Origin of the sequence: Mesorhizobium sp. WSM3866 (genome assembly GCF_002294795.1) — a bacterium.
Classification (GTDB): Bacteria; Pseudomonadota; Alphaproteobacteria; order Rhizobiales; family Rhizobiaceae; genus Mesorhizobium.
The window spans coordinates 331440-349783 of record NZ_NSGC01000001.1 but is presented as its reverse complement, the minus strand read 5'-3'; the positions used below and the strand labels follow the sequence as shown (position 1 = coordinate 349783).

The window sequence follows — 18344 nt, the reverse complement described above, 5'->3', positions numbered from 1 at the left end:
CGCGCGGAGCCAGCCATGACCGAAATCCTGCAGACCCCCAAGCTCGTCGTCGTGTTCGGCGGCTCGGGATTCGTCGGCCGTCATGTCGTTCGCGCGCTCGCCAAGCGCGGCTATCGCATCCGGGTCGCCTGCCGGCGGCCCGACCTTGCCGGCCATGTGCAGCCGCTCGGCAATGTCGGCCAGATCCAGCCGGTGCAGGCCAATGTGCGCGTGCGCTGGTCGGTCGACCGCGCCGTTCAGGGCGCCGACCACGTCGTCAACCTCGTCGCCATACTGCATGAGAGCGGCCGGCAGAAATTCGGCTCCGTGCACGAGTTCGGCGCGCGCGCCGTCGCCGAGGCCGCGCGATCGGTCGGCGCCGGCCTCACCCATATATCGGCGCTCGGCGCCGACCTCAACTCGCCGTCGGGATATGCCCGCACCAAGGCTCTCGGCGAGAAAGCAGTGTTCGAGACGGTGCCCGACGCCGTCGTCTTGCGGCCCTCGATCAATTTCGGACCCGAGGACGCCTTCTTCAACCGCTTCGCCAACATGGCGCGCTTCTCGCCCGTGCTGCCGCTGATCGGCGGCGGGGAGACGAAATTCCAGCCGATCTATGTCGGCGACGTTGCCGAGGCGGTGGCACGCTCGGTCGACGGCAAGGTCGAGCGTGGCCAGACCTATGAGCTCGGCGGCCCGCAGGTGTTGACCTTCAAGGAATGCATGCAGGAGCTGCTCGCCGTTATCGACCGCAGACGCCTCCTGGTGCCGGTGCCGTGGTGGATGGCCAATATCCAAGCCTCGATCCTGCAGCTGTTGCCCAATCCGCTGCTGACCAAGGACCAGGTGCTGCAGCTGCGCGAGCACAACGTCGTCTCCGAAGCCGCCGCCCAGGCGAACAGAACGATCAATGGCCTCGGCATCCAGCCGCAGGCGATCGCCGCGATCCTGCCGAGCTATCTCTGGCGCTTCCGCGCCGCCGGCCAGTTCCAGCAGCGCCGGCCGATCGCCGACCGGTAGACTGTTCCCGATCGGGACCCGTTCCAATCAGGCGCGGCGGGAAATCTGCATCGGCAGGCCGCCCTGCGGCTGCGTGGTCAGCTTCTGCACCGGCCATGGCCGGGTTTGTGACGTTACGTCGAAACGGAAGCGCGACAACAGGATGGCCAAAGCAATGATCGCCTCCTGCATGGCGAAGCTGGCGCCGATGCAGACGCGCGGCCCGGCGCCGAAAGGCAGATACTGGAAGCGGTCGATCCGTTCGCGGTTCTCCGGATGGAAGCGCTCCGGCATGAAGGCGTCCGGCCTGTCCCATAGCTTGCGATGGCGATGCACCACCCAGGGCATCACCAGCACGGCGGCGTATCTCGGGATATAGAGGCCGTTCCAGGTCTCCGGCTCGATCGGCTCGCGATTGATCGAGGGCGCTGGCGGATAAAGCCTCAGCGCTTCCTCGAAGGCGGCGCGGGTGAGCGGCATGGCGTCCAGCCATCTTGTCGGATCGGGCTCGCGCGCTAGCATCGCATCGATCTCCTGCTCGACCTTGTCGCGCTCCCAGGGCGCTTCGGCGAGACAGTAGATCGTCCAGCCGAGCGCGCGCGCCGTGGTCTCGTGCCCGGCGCCGATGAAGGTGATGATGTTGTCCTCGACCTCGGCGCGGGTCAGGCCGTCCGGCCCCTCGGCTTTCAGGAGTAGCGTCAGGAAATCCTGCGGCACGCCGTCGGGATCGCGCTTCAGCCGCTCCTCGCGCATTTTCACCGTGTTGGCAACGATGTTGCGGAAATAGGCCATGGTCTTGCGGCCGCGGATGCGGGTCAGCCGCGGCAGCCATTCCGGGGCGCGCAACAGGTCGAGCGGATCGACCCGGCCCATGGTCTCGAACAGGCGGTCGATCTCCTTGGCGAAGCTGCCGGGCTCGCCGGCGATCTCGCCAGAAAACAGCGTCTCGGCCAGCATATCATAGGTGAGCATCGTCATGTCGCGGGCGACGTCGGTCGTACCGCCGGCCTCGTAGCGGGTGGCGAATTCCAGCGTGCGCTTCAGCATCGGCTCGGCGAAACCGAAGATGTGGCGCGGCGTGAACACCGGCGCCATCGCCTTGCGCGAGCGCTTCCACACCTCGCCCTCGGCGGTGAGCAAGCCGTCGCGCAGGATCGGGCGCAGGATCAGCTGGCGCACCGTCGCCATCTTGTAGTTCCTGGCGTTGTCGACCAGCACGTGGCGGATGAGGCCGGGATCGTTGGCGATGACCAGCGGCCCGCCGATACCGGTCACCGAGATCCAGGGCTCGTTGTAGGTATGCTCGCCCCACAGCTCGAGCGGGTTGCGGTAGACGATGCGCATCATCTCCAGCGTCGAGGGCGGCTGGGTGCGCGGCTTCGGCGCAGGCGGCACGAAGGGGGCGGGCTTTGTGTCCATCGGATGCTCCGCTACGACGGCAAATGTAATGCGCGGCAAAGCGGGCGTCCATGTGACCGGACGGAAAGCCCATGGAGAGACCGCCTCGCCTGAATGTGAACGGCGCCCTTCGATGGCTGCTTGTTGACCGTGACCGGTTCCTTTAGTCGCCAACGGATACCGTCAATCGAGGAGCCACCCGTGAAGCACCAGTTGAGCATCATCATCGGCAGCACGCGACCGGGACGCGCCGGACCGATCTTCGCCGAGTGGCTGGAGGGGTTCGCGCGCGAGCACGGCAAGTTCGAGCCGGTGCTCGCCGACATTGCCGCCTTCAAGCTGCCGCTGCTCGACGAGCCGCATCATCCACGCCTGCGCAAATACGAGAACGACCACACCAAGGCCTGGTCGAAGGCGATCGACGCCGCCGACGCCTTCGTCTTCGTGGCGCCGGAATACAACTACTTCGCCGCTCCGGCGATTGTTAACGCCGTCGACTATCTGCTCAAGGAGTGGCGCTACAAGCCCGCCGCCATCTTCAGCTATGGCGGGGTGTCCGGCGGCCTGCGCGCGGCACAGGCGCTGAAGCCGCTGCTGACCTCGGTCGGCGTCATGCCGATCCCGGAAGGCGTGGCGCTGCCTTCCTACAGGACCTTGCTCGACAAGGAGGGCGCGTATCATCCGGGCGAGCAGGTGCTGGGCGGCGCCAAGACCATGCTGGACGAGTTGTTCCGCTGGAGCGAGGCGCTGAAGGCGCTGCGCGCCGGCCTCCGGGCGGAATAGCAGACGTCCCGATATGACTGCTGCAACGCCGCACGCGGGCGAGGCTTTCGCGCCGGCATAGCCCGCTGCCCGCCCCGCGCTTCCCGGAGTATCGCGCCCGGCCTGCCAACGGCCGCTCGCCAAGCCGGCAAAACGCCTGCAAACCTTGGAAAAACGGCCATTTGCGCCTATATCTAGGACATCAAAACGGCGCGATTCGGGACCATTTTTCCGCGCCGGATCAGCGACATCAATCAGACAGGTATTTATGAGCGATCAGACCGAAAGCGCCATTGGCGCGGAAGCCGAGTATGGCGCCGATTCCATCAAAGTTTTGAAGGGGTTGGACGCTGTCCGCAAGCGGCCGGGCATGTATATCGGCGACACCGACGACGGCTCGGGCCTGCATCACATGGTCTATGAGGTGGTGGACAACGCCATCGACGAGGCGCTGGCCGGGCATGCCGACCTCGTCTCGGTGACGCTCAACCCCGACGGCTCGGTGACCGTCATCGACAATGGCCGCGGGATTCCGACCGATATCCATCCCAGCGAGGGCGTCTCGGCGGCCGAAGTGATCATGACCCAGCTGCATGCCGGCGGCAAATTCGACCAGAACTCCTACAAGGTTTCGGGCGGCCTGCACGGCGTCGGCGTCTCGGTGGTCAACGCTCTTTCGGCATGGCTCAAGCTCAAGATCCGTCGCAACGGCGAAATCTTCGAGATGAGCTTCACGCATGGCAATGCCGACGCTCCGCTGAAGGTGACCGGCACCTACGAGCAGGACAAGCGACCGGGGACCTATGAAGGCCGCAGCGGCAGCGAGATCACCTTCTTCCCGTCAGCCGAAACCTTCACCATGGTCGAATTCGACTACAACACGCTCGAGCACCGGCTGCGCGAGCTCGCCTTCCTCAATTCCGGCGTGCGCATCGTGCTGACCGACGCGCGCCATGCCGACCTCGTGCGCCACGAATTGCATTATGACGGCGGCCTAGAGGAATTCGTCAAGTATCTCGACCGGGTGAAGAAGCCGCTGATCGAGAAGCCGATCGCCATTCGCGCCGAGCGCGACGGCATCACCGTCGAGGTGGCGATGTGGTGGAACGACAGTTACCACGAGAACGTGCTGGCCTTCACCAACAACATCCCGCAGCGCGACGGCGGCACGCATCTGGCCGGATTCCGCGCCGCGCTGACCAGGCAGATCACCGGCTATGGCGAGTCCTCCGGCCAGACCAAGAAGGAAAAGGTTTCGCTCACCGGCGACGACTGCCGCGAAGGCCTGACGGCCGTTCTGTCGGTCAAGGTTCCGGATCCGAAATTCTCCTCGCAGACCAAGGACAAGCTGGTCTCCTCCGAAGTCCGGCCGGTGGTGGAAAGCCTGGTCAACGAGGCGCTGGGCACCTGGCTGGAAGAGCATCCAAGCGAAGGCAAGGTGGTGGTGGAGAAGGTGATCCAGGCGGCCGCCGCGCGCGAAGCCGCGCGCAAGGCGCGCGACATAACCCGCAAGAGCACGCTCGGCGTCACCTCGCTGCCCGGCAAGCTTGCCGACTGCCAAGAGCGCGATCCCGCGAAATCGGAAATCTTCATCGTTGAGGGCGACTCGGCCGGCGGCTCGGCCAAGGGCGGGCGCTCGCGCCAGAACCAGGCGATCCTGCCGCTGCGGGGCAAGATCCTGAATGTCGAGCGGGCGCGCTTCGACCGTATGCTCAGCTCCGACATGATCGGCACGCTGATCACGGCGCTCGGCACCTCGATCGGCAAGGACGAGTTCAACGCCGACAAGCTGCGCTACCACAAGATCATCCTGATGACGGACGCCGACGTCGACGGCGCCCACATCCGCACGCTGCTGCTCACCTTCTTCTTCCGGCAGATGCCGGAGCTGATCGAGCGCGGCCATCTCTACATCGCCCAGCCGCCGCTCTACAAAGTGACGCGGGGCAAGAGCTCGCAATATCTCAAGGACGAAAGCGCCTATGAGGAATATCTGATCGAGTCCGGGCTGGAAGAGGCTTCACTGACGCTCGCCTCCGGCGAGGTGCGGACCGGACAGGACCTGCGCGGCGCGGTCGACGACGCCTTGGCGGTGCGGCACCTGATCAACGGGCTGCACACGCGCTACAACCGCAGTGTCGTCGAGCAGGCGGCGATCGCCGGCGCGCTCAACGCCGACGTGCTCGCCGATCTCGGCCGCGCCACCGCCATGGCCGAACACGTCGCCAGGCGGCTCGACATGATCGCCGAGGAGACCGAGCGCGGCTGGAGCGGACGGCTGTCGACCTCCAATGACGGGTCGGGCGGCTATGTCTTCGAACGCACCGTGCGCGGCGTCAAGGACGCGGTCCAGCTCGATGCCGGGCTGATCAATTCGGCCGATGCGCGCCAGCTGGACCGCTATGCAGCGCGCCTGGCGGAAGTCTATGGCGAGCAGCCGGCGCTGCGCCGCAAGGAGACTTTCGAGCTCCTTTCCGGGCCGCTGGCGCTGCTCAACGCGGTGTTCGCGGCTGGCCGCAAGGGACTGACCATGCAGCGCTACAAGGGCCTTGGCGAGATGAACGCCGAACAGCTCTGGGAAACCACGCTGGATCCGAATGTGCGCTCGCTGCTTCAGGTCAAGGTGGCCGACGCGACCGACGCCGACAGCCTGTTCTCACGGCTGATGGGCGACGAGGTGGAGCCGCGGCGCGAGTTCATCCAGGACAATGCGCTGTCGGTGGCCAATCTGGATATTTGAGGACCGTGCCATCGGGCCTCTCAGCCTGCCGTCGGTCCGCCGTCCGTGGCGGATGGGGTGATCCGACCGGAACAGAAGGTCGCCTGAAACATTGTGACAGATCGATCACAACTTGTTTCAGGAGGTTTCGATGGGCCGCGGTATCTTGCTCTGGTTGCTCGGGGTTCCGATTCCGATCATCATTCTCATCATGCTTTTTGCCCGCTAGGAGGCTTCGATGCAGCCCACCCTATCGGCAACCGATGCTCCCGGTACGCTAGAATCCTCCGCCACCGCCGTCAGTTGGGGGCCGATTATCGCTGGCGCTTTCGCAGCCTCGGCTTTGACTCTCATCCTTACCTTGCTCGGCTCCGGACTCGGGCTGACGATGGTTTCGCCCTGGTCCGCGTCGAATCCTTCGGTCACCACCTTCGCGGCTACCACGGGCGCCTGGTTAATCGTCGTGCAATGGCTGTCGGCGGGCCTAGGCGGTTATCTTGCCGGGCGGTTGCGGACCAAATGGGTTGGCGTCCACACTGACGAGGTCTATTTCCGCGACACCACCCACGGCTTCCTTGCCTGGGCGCTGGCCACGTTGCTTGTCGCCGGTGTTCTCGGCTCGGTCCTGTCGGCTGCAGTTGGGACGGGCGTGCAGGCGGCATCCACTGTCGCGTCGGGCGCCGCGATGGGTGCCTCGGCAGGCGCGTCGGCAAACGCCAACGGCGCCTCGGTCGACAATGCGACATCGTATTTCGTCGACACGCTGTTCCGTCCGGCGGATGCGAGCAAGCTTGCAGCCGCCAATCCGCAAAACGACGCGGCGACCACGGCGCAAGCGTCTCGCATCCTGGTCGCAAGTGCCGCCTCCGGTGAGGTGTCGGCCGACGACAAGACCTACCTGGCGCAGCTTGTGACTGCCCGCACAGGCCTTCCGGAAGCCGACGCAAAGGCCCGTGTCGATGCGGTGCTTGCAAAGGTGGAGGAGGCTAAGACCAAGGCCAAGCAGGCGGCAGACACGGCCAGGAAGGCAACGGCCTCATTTGCCCTGATCGGCGCCTTGGCGTTGGTCATCGGCGCATTCATCGCCAGCGCTGCCGCAGCTCTCGGCGGCAAGCAGCGCGACGAAGACGAGGCGCTTTTCCTGTCCAAAGGCTAGACTGAACCATCCGGTGATTGAAAGACAAAGCCCGGCTCACGGCCGGGCTTTTCGGTCTTTGAGATGGCAAGCCGGATCAGTGATCGAAGGCCTTGACGATTTCCTCGGTCATCTTCTTGGCGTCGCCGAGCAGCATCATGGTGCCGTCCTTATAGAACAGCGTGTTGTCGATGCCGGCATAGCCCGAACCCAGCGAGCGCTTGACGAACAGGCAGGTGCGGGCCTTGTCGACGTCGAGGATCGGCATGCCGTAGATCGGGCTGCTCTTGTCATCTCGCGCGGACGGGTTGGTGACGTCGTTGGCGCCGATGACATAGGCGACATCGGCCTGGGCGAATTCGGAGTTGATATCCTCCAACTCGAACACCTCGTCATAGGGCACATTGGCCTCGGCGAGCAGCACGTTCATGTGGCCAGGCATGCGGCCGGCAACCGGATGGATGGCGTATTTTACCTCGACGCCATTGGCCTTGAGCTTGTCGGCCATCTCGCGCAGCGCGTGCTGGGCCTGGGCCACCGCCATGCCATAGCCCGGCACGATGATGACCTTCTGCGCGTTCATCATCAGATAGGCGGCGTCGTCGGCCGAGCCCTGCTTGACGGTGCGCTCGATGCCGTCGTCGGCAGCCGCAGCCGTCTCGCCGCCGAAGCCGCCGAGAATGACGGAGATGAAGGAGCGGTTCATGCCCTTGCACATGATGTAGGACAGGATCGCACCGGAAGAACCGACCAGCGCACCGGTGATGATCAGCGCCAGATTGCCGAGCGTGAAGCCGAGCGCCGCTGCCGCCCAACCGGAATAGGAATTCAGCATCGACACCACGACCGGCATGTCGGCGCCGCCGATCGGGATGATCAGAAGCACGCCGAGCACCAGCGAAGCGGCGACGATCAGCCAGAAGATTAGCTTGGATTCGGTGGTGACGAGCAGCACGATCAGCACCACGAGGGCTACGCCGAGCGCGATGTTGATCAGGTGGCGGCCGCCGAACATGATCGGCTTGCCGGACATGCGGCCGTCGAGCTTGAGGAAGGCGATGACCGAGCCGGTGAAGGTGATGGCACCGATCGCGACGCCGAGGCTCATCTCGATGAGCGCCTGGGCATGGATGTCGCCGGCCGTGCCGATGCCGAAGCTTTCCGGCGCGTAGATGGCGGCCGCCGCCACCATGACGGCGGCGAAACCGACGAGCGAGTGGAAGGCGGCGACCAGCTGCGGCATCGAGGTCATGGCGATGCGGCGCGCCACATAGGCGCCGACGCCGCCGCCGATGGCAAGCCCGAGCACGATCAGGCCGAAGCGGCCAGCCGAGGGCAGCGCCAGCGCCAGCGTGGTGGCGATGGCAATGCCCATGCCGATCATGCCGTAGAGATTGCCCTGGCGGCTGGTGGTCGGATGCGACAGGCCGCGCAGCGCCAGGATGAACAGGATGCCGGAGACCAGATAGAGGAAGGAAGCGAGATTGACGGTCACGTCACTTTTCCTTCTTCTTGTACATGGCGAGCATGCGCTGGGTGACGAGGAAGCCGCCGAAGATGTTGACCGACACCAGCACCAGGGCGATGAAGCCGAAGCCCGCCGCAAGGCCGGAGGCCGCGATGCCGACGGCGAGCAGCGCGCCGACGACGATGACCGAGGAGATGGCGTTGGTGACGGCCATCAGCGGCGTGTGCAGCGCCGGTGTCACCGACCAGACGACATAATAGCCGACGAAGATCGCCAGCACGAAGATGGCGAAGCGGAAGACAAAGGGATCGATGGCGCCGCCCGAGAGCGCGTGCGCGGCGTTGCCGGCAGCCTCGGCGCCGGCGGGCGCATTGGCGAGATCCTGCACCGCGAGGCGTACGGCAGCGGTCGCCTGATCGAGCTGGTCGAGGGCTTTCTGCAGCTGTTCCATCACGCGGTCCCTTCTGGCTTAGGCGAGGGTGACTTGGCTGCGGCCCTCCTCCTGGGCGCCGGTTTCTTGTCGGCGGCCTCCGCGACCAGGACCGTGGCCGGGATCGCAGCCGGCTCGGTGCGCGGCTGCCCGGCGGCCTTGGCGAAACTGGGGTGCACGATTTGGCCGGCATCGGTCAGCATCGTCGCCTTGACCAGCTCGTCATCGCGCTTGATGGCAAGGGTCTTCGTCACCTTGTCGACCATTGTCTCGAGGAAGGCGTAGAGGTTCTTGGCATAGAGCAGCGAGGCGGATGCCGCGACACGACCGGGCACATTGAGATGGCCGACGATCTTGACGCCGTTTTCCGTCGTCACGACCCTGCCGGGTTGAGCGCCTTCGACATTGCCGCCGCGTTCGACCGCAAGGTCGACGATCACCGAGCCCGGCTTCATCGAGGCGACCATGGCGGCCGAGACCAGCTTCGGCGCCGGACGTCCAGGGATCAGCGCCGTGGTGATGACGATATCCTGCTTGGCGATGTGCTCTGCGGTCAGGGCCGCCTGCTTGGCCTGATATTCCTTCGACATTTCCTTGGCGTAGCCGCCGGCGGTCTCCGCCGCCTTGAACTCCTCGTCCTCGACCGCCAGGAACTTTGCGCCGAGCGACTGCACCTGCTCCTTCACCGCCGGACGCACGTCGGTGGCGGTGACGACGGCGCCGAGACGGCGCGCTGTGGCGATCGCCTGCAGACCGGCGACGCCGACGCCCATGATGAAGGTTTTTGCTGCCGGTACCGTGCCCGCCGCCGTCATCATCATCGGCAGCGCGCGGTCATATTCGGCCGCCGCATCGACCACCGCCTGGTAGCCGGCAAGATTGGCCTGCGAGGAAAGCACGTCCATCACCTGCGCGCGGGTGATGCGCGGCATGAACTCCATCGAGAAGGCGGTGATGCCGGCACTGGCCATCGCGGCAAGCGCCGCATCGTTGCCGTAAGGATCCATGATGGCGATGACGGCCGCGCCCGATTTGTAGCCCTTGAGCTCGGCATCGGTCGGCCGGCGCACCTTCAGCACCACATCGGCGTTCTTGGCGTCCCCGGCAGTTCCAATCGTGCCGCCGGCGGTGGCAAATTCCTGATCGGTAATGCGCGAGCGCAGGCCGGCGCCCTTCTCGACGATCACCTCGAAGCCCAGGCCCGCCATCCTTTTCACCGTCTCGGGCGAGGCCGCGACTCTCGGCTCGTTCGCGTCAAGCTCACGAGGGATGAATACCGTCTGCCCCACCGCATGATCCTTTCGGCTGGAACCTTGCTGCGCAAGGCGTCGGCCGGGACCTCCGGCGGAACGTCAAACGCAATGGCTTGGAGAGTCTACCGCAGAATGAAATAGCCGACGGCCATGATCACGATGAACAGGATGGTCGCCGAGAAGAAGCCGCCCGCGAAGAAGCCGAAGGCCATGGCCAGCAGAATGGCGGCGCAGACGAGCGAGCCGTATTTGGCCAGCGCGAGGAATGCGTTGTAAGTACGATCATGCTCGGCATAGTCCATCTGCGCGCCCAGTTCGACAGGACCGGTCGGCGTGTGATCAGCCATAGGAATACCCCTTCGAAAATGCCTTCGAGGCACATAGCGAAAAGCCGGAGCAAGAGCAATGGCGCTATTGCCGCACGGCCGGCGACAACAGTCTCAAACGAAAGTTGAAATGGGCGGAAGCTAAAATTGCGATGGGAGGCCCTCGCCGTGGCGAGGGGCGTCGTAGGCCTTTAAAGCGCGTCGCGCTGAATCGGATTCAGGCGAGACGCTTCAAAGCTCTTCTTGATGGGTGCCGTTGCCCAGAACCGCTGCACGGTTTCAGGCGAGATGCATTAGGCGGCGAGGTGCGGAAACAGGCCGAGCAGGCCGACCACGATCAGATAGAGCGCGACGATGTAGTTGAGCAGGCGCGGCATCACCAGGATCAATATGCCGGCGATCAGCGAGATCAGGGGCGTGAGCGCAAGCGAGTGGATGGTCATGATCGTACTCCTTCCCGTGAAAAACCCGATTTGAGCCGGCGACAAGCCTGGGGCAAGAATGCGGCGCCGTCGCTGATCAGTGACGCCGGTACTCGTAACGCGGGAGCCGCGGGGAAGGTTCACGATGCGCGGAAGGACGCCCGTTCAGGCGGCATCGCGATAGTATTTGGCCGTCGGTACGATCGACAGAGGGGTGAGCCGGTTGATGGCCGGATTGGCGAACATCATCCGCTGCTCCACCGGCGTCGACTTGAAGAACGGGAAGCGGTCGAGCGTCTGGCGCAAGTTTTCACCGCAGGGGATCTCGAACAAGGCGATCGGCGCAAGGACACCCGGAAACACCTTGCCTTCTGTCCGCTGCACGGCATGGAAGATGCGGGCGTAGTAAGCGGAATGTTCGACCTTGACCGGCGTCAGCACGGCCGTCTGGCCAAAATAGCTGGAAGCCACCATGCCGAGCCTCAGCGTCAGGAAAGGCAGGACTCCGGGCGCGGGCGCGCTATCCGCGTCGGTTGCGAACCGGGTTCCGTCTATGAAGGTTTCTCCGCGGGCAAGCCGCTCTGCCAAGATTTCCGGATAGGCGTCGACAGAGGGCGAATAGGGGTGCTCGCGGGAAATGTAATGGAGCCGCAGCGTGCTGACCAAGTGGCCATCGAAATAGACGCCGAACCGGTAGGAATTCGGCAGGTTGTCCCAGCGATCCTCGAACATCCCGCTGGCGATCGGGCCGCACATGCCTGAGCGCAGGTAGGACTGATAGCGAAGGCGGTAGATCGCCTCCAGATCCTCGCCCCCCGTGATCAAACGGTAATCGACATGCTCCAGCAATTGCATGATCGAACGATTCAGCGCCGAGCCAGCATTTGCGCCGGCGTCAGCCTGCGCATCGTTTCTTGCAGTATCCATCCTCAAGTCCTCGTATCCGCCTGTAAACAGGCTATTCGAGTCAAAATGAGACACAAGCCGAAAATTCGATACTGCTGGTTTACCTTCCGTTAACCTTAACAATGCGCCGGAAAGGGTTGCGCGGAAAAGTCGACCGCACACTCGGACCTTGGCACGCATCCGATGTCAAGGAGTTCACAGATGCCAGAGCTGAAAGGACTTGGCTGCCGCAGCTACCGGTAATATAGGGCATCAAGCCAAAATAGTTTGCCGTATTGAATTGCTTAGATAAAACAAATGTGAGCTTTTGATCCTGAACAATCGGGTCAAAACCTTCCGATTGGACGAAAATTGCTGCGTAGCCAACGCAACGCGCATTCTTAATCCTGAATGATGAAATTCCCTATCTGGCCGACCGTCTGGGGGCGAGGCGCAGGTCCGCGGCGAATGGCCAGGTGACGTTCGACATCGTCTCGATGCCGGACGCGCTGAGCGCGGCGCCGAACAGGAAGCCTTGCACGAGGTCTGGCTTGACCGAACGCACCAATATCTTCAGCTGCTCGAAAGTCTCCACCCCTTCGATCGTGACGACCAGGCCCAGCGTCCGGGTCAAGCCGACGATACCCTTCAGAAGATCGAGCGACTGGGGGCTCTGGGTCACGTCGATCAGGAAGGAGCGATCAATCTTGATCTTGTCGAGCGGCAGCTTGTGCAGGTAGCTGAGGCTGGAATAGCCGGTGCCGAAGTCGTCGAGCGCGATGCGGACGCCCAGCGCTTTCAGCTCTTCGATCAGCTCGCGGGTCAGTGATTTGTCGTCGAGCAGGGCAGTCTCCGTCACCTCGATCTCGAGCCGGTGCGGCGCAAGGCCCGACGCCGCCAGCGCATCACGCACCTTCTGCACGACGTCGCGGTTGCGGAAGTCCTTGGCCGACAGGTTGATCGAAACGCTGGTCTGGGCCGGCCATTTGGCGCATTCGGCGCAGGCCGCCTGCAGCACGAAAGAGCTGATCTCGGAGATGATGCCCATCTCCTCGGCCAGCGGAATGAAGACGCCCGGCGAAATCGGGCCGAGATCGGGATGATCCCAGCGGCAGAGCGCCTCGCAGCTGGCGATGCGCATGGTGCTCATCGACACGATCGGCTGGTAGACGACGCGCAACTCCTTGGCTTGCACGGCGCTGCGCAGTTCGGCCTTCATCAGCTGGCGATTGCGGAAGGCGGCGTCCATCGATGCCTCGAACAGCCGCCAGCTGTTCTTGCCGAGCTCCTTGGCTTTGTAGAGCGCGAGGTCCGCCTTGACGATCATGCCGTCGACGTCGGTGTCCTTGACCACGGACAACACCGCGCCGCCACTGGTCTGGATGCGCAGGCCGTGACCGGCGACGTCGACTTCGCCCTGCAGGCCGGCGAAGATCTCGTCGAGCAGGCTGCTGAGATGGCTCTCATCCTCGATGCGGTCGAAATAGATCATGAATTCGTCGCCGCCGAAGCGGCTGACATTGATGCCCGGCCCGGCGACCGCTGCCAGGCGCTCGGCTACGGCGTAGATCAGACCGTCGCCGACCGGGTGGCCGAGCGTGTCGTTGACGCTCTTGAAATCATCGAGGTCGAGCACCGCCAAGCCGCAGAGCCGGTCGCGGTCGCCGGACGCCATGGCTTCGCCGACCAGCTCGTGGAAGTAGGCACGGTTCGGCAGGCCGGTGAGGTTGTCGTAGCGCGCCATGAAGCGGATCTTTTCCTCCGCCTCGACCCGGGCCGTGACGTCCTCGAAGGTGATGACGCCGAGTTCCTGGCTGCCTTCGCGCGCGGAGAACTCGTAGTGCTGGCCATTGGCGAGCGACACGAGCACCTTGCGGTCCCGGCCCTCGCGCAAGGCGCGCGTCAGCTGCGCCTCGATGTAGCGGCAATCCTTCGGTGCCAGCATGCCGCCGGCGACGCCGCGCATCAGAAGGCCGTGGATCGAGCGCCCGAGCAGCGCGTCGGCCGATTTCAGCGACATCAGATGGGCGGCCTCGGCATTGGCGACGGCGACGCGCCCGTCGGGGCCGAGCATGACCAGGCCGTGCGACATCGTGTTGAGCGCGCGGTCGAACCTGCGCGTCAGGTTTCTCGCCTGCTTGTGGCCGATGACCGCCGAGAACAGCACGTTGCGGACATGATCGGCGCCGGTGATGGTGATGAACGTCATCGGGATGATCATCAGGCCGAGGACGACGGAGGGCGCGTCCATGCGCAGCAGGAGCGCGAGAGCCGCCGGACCGATGAAGGTCACGGAAAAGATCCGCACCATGCGCGGCGACCCATAGTTGCGGGCGACAACGGTGACCAGGGTCGCCAGCGTGAGCGACATTGCCGCGAGCTCGGCGAACGGTTCGGGATATATGTAGATCGACACGAAACACAGCGCGCCCAATCCGAGACCCTGAAGGCAGCCCTTCAGGATGTAGCTGCGCTCCAACCGCTGCGCGTGTTCGACATCGGCAATTGCGCCGCCTGTCCTCAGGAAGCCGCGAATGCCGAAGTAACGGATAAGGCTGACGGAAAGCAGGGCAAAAGAAAACGCCAGGAACAGGGGATTGTGGGTGCGCAGATAGATCATGAATCCGAGGATCCAGTAGCACGCGCCACCGATCAACAACATGTGCGCGTTGTCGAACAACGACCGCACAAATTGGATATAAACATCCGCTGGGATGCTTTCGGTCTTTGTTTTGCCCATAGGGTCGGCCCAACGCTTAGCCTTGTCATGACACAACCGCCTTAAGAAAGGCTTAGAACAGAACCGCCTTGAGCAGCGGCTTCGGTCTGCCGGCCAAGGGCCGCAAAGGACCTAACGCATGTCACCCACAAGTGCGCAGCGGTTTTGGGAGAACGACCTGCATCGAACAAAGGCCTAAAGCGCCTCTCCTGGATCCATTTCCACGCGAGGCACTTTAGGCCGACCGACGAAAACTTCGGGATTGGTCTGGCGCAATCACTCGGCAGCGCTGAGAACGGGCACCGGAGCGGCCTCGGTCAGCCGCTGCAGCAGCCTGGAGCGCTCTTCGGACGCCTTGGCGGCGCTGGCCTGCTGGACATGGCCATAGCCGCGGATGAGCGCCGGAACGGAGGCCAGAGCGGCGGCGGCCTCGACCTTGCCCGGCGCAAGTGCTGCGGCGATCAGATCGAGATCGGCCTCGTATTGCGCAAGCAGTTGCCGCTCGGCGCGCCGTTCGGCGGTATGGCCGAACAGGTCGAACGCGGTGCCGCGCAGGCCTCTCATGACAGCAAGCAGGCGAAATGCCTTCATCATCCACGGGCCGAAACTCGACTTCCTCGGCTTGCCGTCATTGCCGCGCCGCCCGAGGATCGGCGGCGCGAGGTGAAATTCCAGCTTTTCGTAGCTTTGGAACTGCCTTGCGAGATCGGCGGCGAAGCTGCCGTCGGTGTAAAGCCGGGCCACCTCATACTCGTCCTTGATCGCCATCAGCTTGAAGAGGTTTTTCGCGGCCGCCTCGGTGACGGCCGTTGAGCCGGGAACCGCTGTCGCCTCGGCTGCGCGCAGCGCCGCGATCCTGTTGGCATAGCGCTTGCCATAGGCGGCGTTCTGGTAGGCGGTGAGGAAAGCCACCCGCCGGGCGACAATGTCGTCGAGCGTTTCCGGTGCCGACGCCGGCTTGCCGGTACGACCGACCAAGCCGCGCACGAAATCCGGCTGGTGCGCGGCGCGACGGCCCCAGCGGAAGGCGGCGATGTTCATCACCACCGCTTCGCCGTTCAATTCTATCGCTTTTTCAACGGCTTCGGCCGAGAGCGGCAGCCCGCCATGCTGGAAGGCGAAGCCGAGCATGAACATGTTGGCGCCGAGCGAATTGCCGAACAGCGCGGTCGCCGTGCGGGTGGCATCGAAGAAGTGGGCCTTGTCGTCGCCGGCGGCGGCACGGATCGCCTTCTTCAGCCGCTCGACCGGCAGCGAAAAATCGGCGGAACGGGTGAATTCGCCGGGCATGATCTCGGCGGTGTTGGCGAGGAACATGGTATGGCCCTCGCGCACCGCGGCGAGCACCTTTTTGGCGCCGGAGACGACGAGGTCGCAGCCAAGCACAAGATCGGCCTTGCCAGCGGAAACGCGGATGGCGTGGATGCCCTCGGGCGTCGGGGCGATGCGGACATGGGTGAAGACCGAGCCGCCCTTCTGGGCAAGGCCCGCCATGTCGATCATGCCGCAGCCCTTGCCCTCGATATGGGCAGCCATGCCCAGCACCGCGCCGATGGTGACGACGCCGGTGCCGCCGACACCGTCGATGATCGCCGCCCAGCCCTGAGATCCGAGTGGAAATTCGGCGGGTGACGACACGCCTTCGAGCGGATCGCTCTTGCCGGCAATCCCCTCGGCCTTCCTGATCTTGCCGCCATGCACCGTCACGAAAGAGGGGCAGAAGCCGTTGAGGCAGGAAAAATCCTTGTTGCAGCTCGACTGGTCGATCCGGCGCTTGCGGCCGAATTCGGTCTCGACCGGTTGGATCGAGACGCAGTTCGACTGCACACCGCAATCGCCGCAGCCTTCGCAGACCAGCTCGTTGATGAAGACGCGCTTGTCGGGATCGGGGAAGGTGCCGCGCTTGCGGCGCCGGCGCTTTTCCGCGGCGCAGGTCTGGTCATAGAGAAGCACCGACACGCCCTTGACCTCGCGCAGCTCGCGCTGGACGAGGTCGAGGTCGTCGCGGTGATGGATCGTGGCGCCGGGCGGGAAATCGGCCTTGCCGGCATATTTAGCCGGCTCGTCGGTAACGACGGCGATGCGCTCGACGCCCTCGGCGCGCACCTGTTTGGCGATCATATCGACGGTGAGGCCACCTTCGTGCGGCTGGCCGCCGGTCATGGCGACTGCGTCATTGTAGAGGATCTTGTAGGTGATGTTGGCGCCTGAGGAGAGCGCAAAGCGGATCGCCAGCGCGCCGGAGTGGTTGTAGGTGCCGTCGCCGAGATTCTGGAAGATATGGCCGCGCTTGGAGAACGGCGCCTGGCCGACCCATTGCGCGCCCTCGCCGCCCATGGCGGTGAAGCCGACCGTGTTCCGGTCCATCCACAGCGCCATGAAGTGGCAGCCGATGCCGGCGGCGGCAAGCGAGCCCTCCGGCACCTTGGTCGAGGAATTGTGCGGGCAGCCCGAGCAGAAAAACGGCGTGCGCGAACCGATGTCGACGGTATCGGCGAGCATCGCCTGGAACTGGCGCAGCTTCGCCACCCGCGCCGCGATCTCCTCCGAGGGGCCGATGGTGCGCAGGATACGCTCGCCGAGCGCGATCGCGATCTCGTTCGGGTCGAGCGCGCCCTTTGCCGGAAACAGCCAGTCCCCGCGCTCGTCCTTCTTGCCGACGATGGCAGGCTGAATAGCGGAGCCGTAGAGGTTCTCGCGCAACTGCACCTCGATCAACGAGCGCTTCTCCTCGACGACGACGATGGTCTCGAGGCCGCGGGCGAAGTCGGCGACATGCTGATAATCGAGCGGCCAGGGGCAGCCGACCTTGAACAGGCGGATACCGATGCGATTGGCCGCATTTTCGTCGATGCCGATATCCTCCAGCGCCTGGCGGACGTCGAGATAGCTCTTGCCTATGGTGATGATGCCGAGCTTCGGGTTGCGGCCGCCCGAATAGACGGTCCGATTGAGCCCGTTGGCGTGGATGAAGGCGGAGGCGGCGGCGCGCTTGTGCTCATGCAGGCGCTCCTCCTGGCCGAGCATGTCGATCTCGTGGCGGATATTCAGGCCGCCCGGCGGCATGTCGAAATCAGGAATGACGATGTTCAGCCGCTCGATCGAGGCGTCGACCGAAGCGGTCGATTCGATGTTGTCCTTGACGCATTTGATCGCCGCCCAGGTGCCGGCGAAACGCGACATGGCGAAGCCAAAGAGACCGTAGTCGATGATCTCCTGGACGCCGGCGGGGTTGAGGATCGGCACCATGGTGTCGACGAAAAGGAATTCGGTGGCATGTGCGTTCGTCGAGGATTCGGCCATATGGTCGTCGCCCATCAGGGCGAGAACGCCGCCATTTCTCGACGAGCCGGCGAGATTGGCGTGGCGGAAAACGTCGCCGGAGCGGTCGACGCCCGGCCCCTTGCCGTACCAGACGGCAAAGACGCCGTCATGGGTGCCTTCGCCGAGCAGCTCGGTCTGCTGCGAGCCCCAGCAGGCGGTGGCGGCGAGCTCTTCGTTGAGGCCCGGCTGAAAGACGATGTCGGCCTGCGCAAGCTGCCGCTTCGCCTTCCACAGCTGCATGTCGAGGCCGCCCAGCGGCGAGCCGCGATAGCCGGAGACGAAGCCAGCGGTGTTGAGGCCGGCGCGGCGGTCGCGCTCGCGCTGCATCAAAAGCATGCGCACGACGGCTTGCGCCCCGGACAGGAAAACGCGCTCCTTGGCAAGGTCGAACTTGTCGTCGAGCGCGACGTCATGCAGCGTCATCAGGCATGTCCTCTGCGGAGGCGCGCCGCGGATCGGCGGCCAACGTCGGAGTGAGAGGCCGCAGTCTTTCTTCCCTTGCGGGACAGGTCAAACGAAATCGCA

General features: G+C 64.4%; 13 protein-coding genes. 4 read left to right on the top strand and 9 right to left on the bottom strand.

The window, feature by feature from the left end; translation table 11 throughout:
- Positions 1 to 15: 15 nt before the first annotated feature.
- Complete coding sequence (locus tag CK222_RS01675; protein ID WP_095799180.1) at positions 16 to 999, top strand: complex I NDUFA9 subunit family protein; 984 nt, start codon at positions 16 to 18, stop codon at positions 997 to 999.
- Positions 1000 to 1026: 27 nt separating this feature from the next.
- On the opposite strand, the gene CK222_RS01670 is transcribed toward CK222_RS01675, so the two are convergent.
- Entirely contained in the window at positions 1027 to 2397 is a 1371-nt protein-coding gene (locus CK222_RS01670; protein ID WP_095799179.1) for a cytochrome P450, read from the bottom strand.
- 180 nt (positions 2398 to 2577) lie between these two features.
- Between CK222_RS01670 and CK222_RS01665 the strand changes: the two genes are divergently transcribed.
- From CK222_RS01665 to CK222_RS01655, 3 genes are all read left to right on the top strand, one after another.
- Positions 2578 to 3159: an NADPH-dependent FMN reductase gene (locus CK222_RS01665; protein WP_095799178.1), complete on the top strand. Its 582-nt coding sequence runs from the start codon at positions 2578 to 2580 to the stop codon at positions 3157 to 3159.
- 247 nt (positions 3160 to 3406) lie between these two features.
- Positions 3407 to 5878 (top strand): DNA topoisomerase (ATP-hydrolyzing) subunit B, encoded by a 2472-nt coding sequence (gene gyrB, locus CK222_RS01660; protein WP_095799177.1) that lies wholly within the window; start codon positions 3407 to 3409, stop codon positions 5876 to 5878.
- A 217-nt stretch (positions 5879 to 6095) separates the two neighbouring features.
- Complete coding sequence (locus tag CK222_RS01655; protein ID WP_095776998.1) at positions 6096 to 7013, top strand: hypothetical protein; 918 nt, start codon at positions 6096 to 6098, stop codon at positions 7011 to 7013.
- Positions 7014 to 7089: 76 nt separating this feature from the next.
- Here CK222_RS01655 and CK222_RS01650 read toward each other — a convergent pair whose 3' ends face one another.
- The 8 genes from CK222_RS01650 to CK222_RS01615 form a co-directional block, all read right to left on the bottom strand.
- Entirely contained in the window at positions 7090 to 8487 is a 1398-nt protein-coding gene (locus CK222_RS01650; RefSeq protein ID WP_095799176.1) for an NAD(P)(+) transhydrogenase (Re/Si-specific) subunit beta, read from the bottom strand.
- A gap of 1 nt (position 8488) precedes the next feature.
- A complete protein-coding gene (locus CK222_RS01645; RefSeq protein WP_067003367.1) occupies positions 8489 to 8911 on the bottom strand; it encodes a proton-translocating transhydrogenase family protein in 423 nt (140 codons plus the stop codon).
- A complete protein-coding gene (locus tag CK222_RS01640) occupies positions 8911 to 10179 on the bottom strand; it encodes a Re/Si-specific NAD(P)(+) transhydrogenase subunit alpha (RefSeq protein ID WP_095799175.1) in 1269 nt (422 codons plus the stop codon). The genes CK222_RS01645 and CK222_RS01640 overlap by 1 nt, the downstream gene beginning before the upstream one ends.
- Positions 10180 to 10265: 86 nt before the next feature.
- Positions 10266 to 10490: an aa3-type cytochrome c oxidase subunit IV gene (locus CK222_RS01635; protein WP_095799174.1), complete on the bottom strand. Its 225-nt coding sequence runs from the start codon at positions 10488 to 10490 to the stop codon at positions 10266 to 10268.
- Between the two features lie 272 nt (positions 10491 to 10762).
- Complete coding sequence (locus CK222_RS01630) at positions 10763 to 10912, bottom strand: DUF3096 domain-containing protein (protein ID WP_067003359.1); 150 nt, start codon at positions 10910 to 10912, stop codon at positions 10763 to 10765.
- Between the two features lie 144 nt (positions 10913 to 11056).
- Positions 11057 to 11977 (bottom strand): hypothetical protein, encoded by a 921-nt coding sequence (locus CK222_RS01625; protein WP_245307499.1) that lies wholly within the window; start codon positions 11975 to 11977, stop codon positions 11057 to 11059.
- 223 nt (positions 11978 to 12200) lie between these two features.
- Positions 12201 to 14516, bottom strand: a complete 2316-nt coding sequence (locus tag CK222_RS01620; RefSeq protein ID WP_095799173.1) for an EAL domain-containing protein — start codon at positions 14514 to 14516, stop codon at positions 12201 to 12203.
- A 255-nt stretch (positions 14517 to 14771) separates the two neighbouring features.
- Positions 14772 to 18275, bottom strand: a complete 3504-nt coding sequence (locus tag CK222_RS01615; RefSeq protein ID WP_280951748.1) for an indolepyruvate ferredoxin oxidoreductase family protein — start codon at positions 18273 to 18275, stop codon at positions 14772 to 14774.
- Positions 18276 to 18344: the final 69 nt, after the last annotated feature.

What these genes read in the sequence shown, in the direction of transcription:
- CK222_RS01675 (WP_095799180.1), top strand. Translation starts at nt 16, where the DNA reads ATGACCGAAATCCTGCAGACCCCCAAGCTCGTCGTCGTGTTCGGCGGC.
- CK222_RS01670 (WP_095799179.1), bottom strand. Translation starts at nt 2,397, where the DNA reads ATGGACACAAAGCCCGCCCCCTTCGTGCCGCCTGCGCCGAAGCCGCGC.
- gyrB (WP_095799177.1), top strand. Translation starts at nt 3,407, where the DNA reads ATGAGCGATCAGACCGAAAGCGCCATTGGCGCGGAAGCCGAGTATGGC.
- CK222_RS01655 (WP_095776998.1), top strand. Translation starts at nt 6,096, where the DNA reads ATGCAGCCCACCCTATCGGCAACCGATGCTCCCGGTACGCTAGAATCC.
- CK222_RS01645 (WP_067003367.1), bottom strand. Translation starts at nt 8,911, where the DNA reads ATGGAACAGCTGCAGAAAGCCCTCGACCAGCTCGATCAGGCGACCGCT.
- CK222_RS01635 (WP_095799174.1), bottom strand. Translation starts at nt 10,490, where the DNA reads ATGGCTGATCACACGCCGACCGGTCCTGTCGAACTGGGCGCGCAGATG.
- CK222_RS01630 (WP_067003359.1), bottom strand. Translation starts at nt 10,912, where the DNA reads ATGACCATCCACTCGCTTGCGCTCACGCCCCTGATCTCGCTGATCGCC.
- CK222_RS01625 (WP_245307499.1), bottom strand. Translation starts at nt 11,977, where the DNA reads ATGCGTGCCAAGGTCCGAGTGTGCGGTCGACTTTTCCGCGCAACCCTT.
- CK222_RS01620 (WP_095799173.1), bottom strand. Translation starts at nt 14,516, where the DNA reads ATGGGCAAAACAAAGACCGAAAGCATCCCAGCGGATGTTTATATCCAA.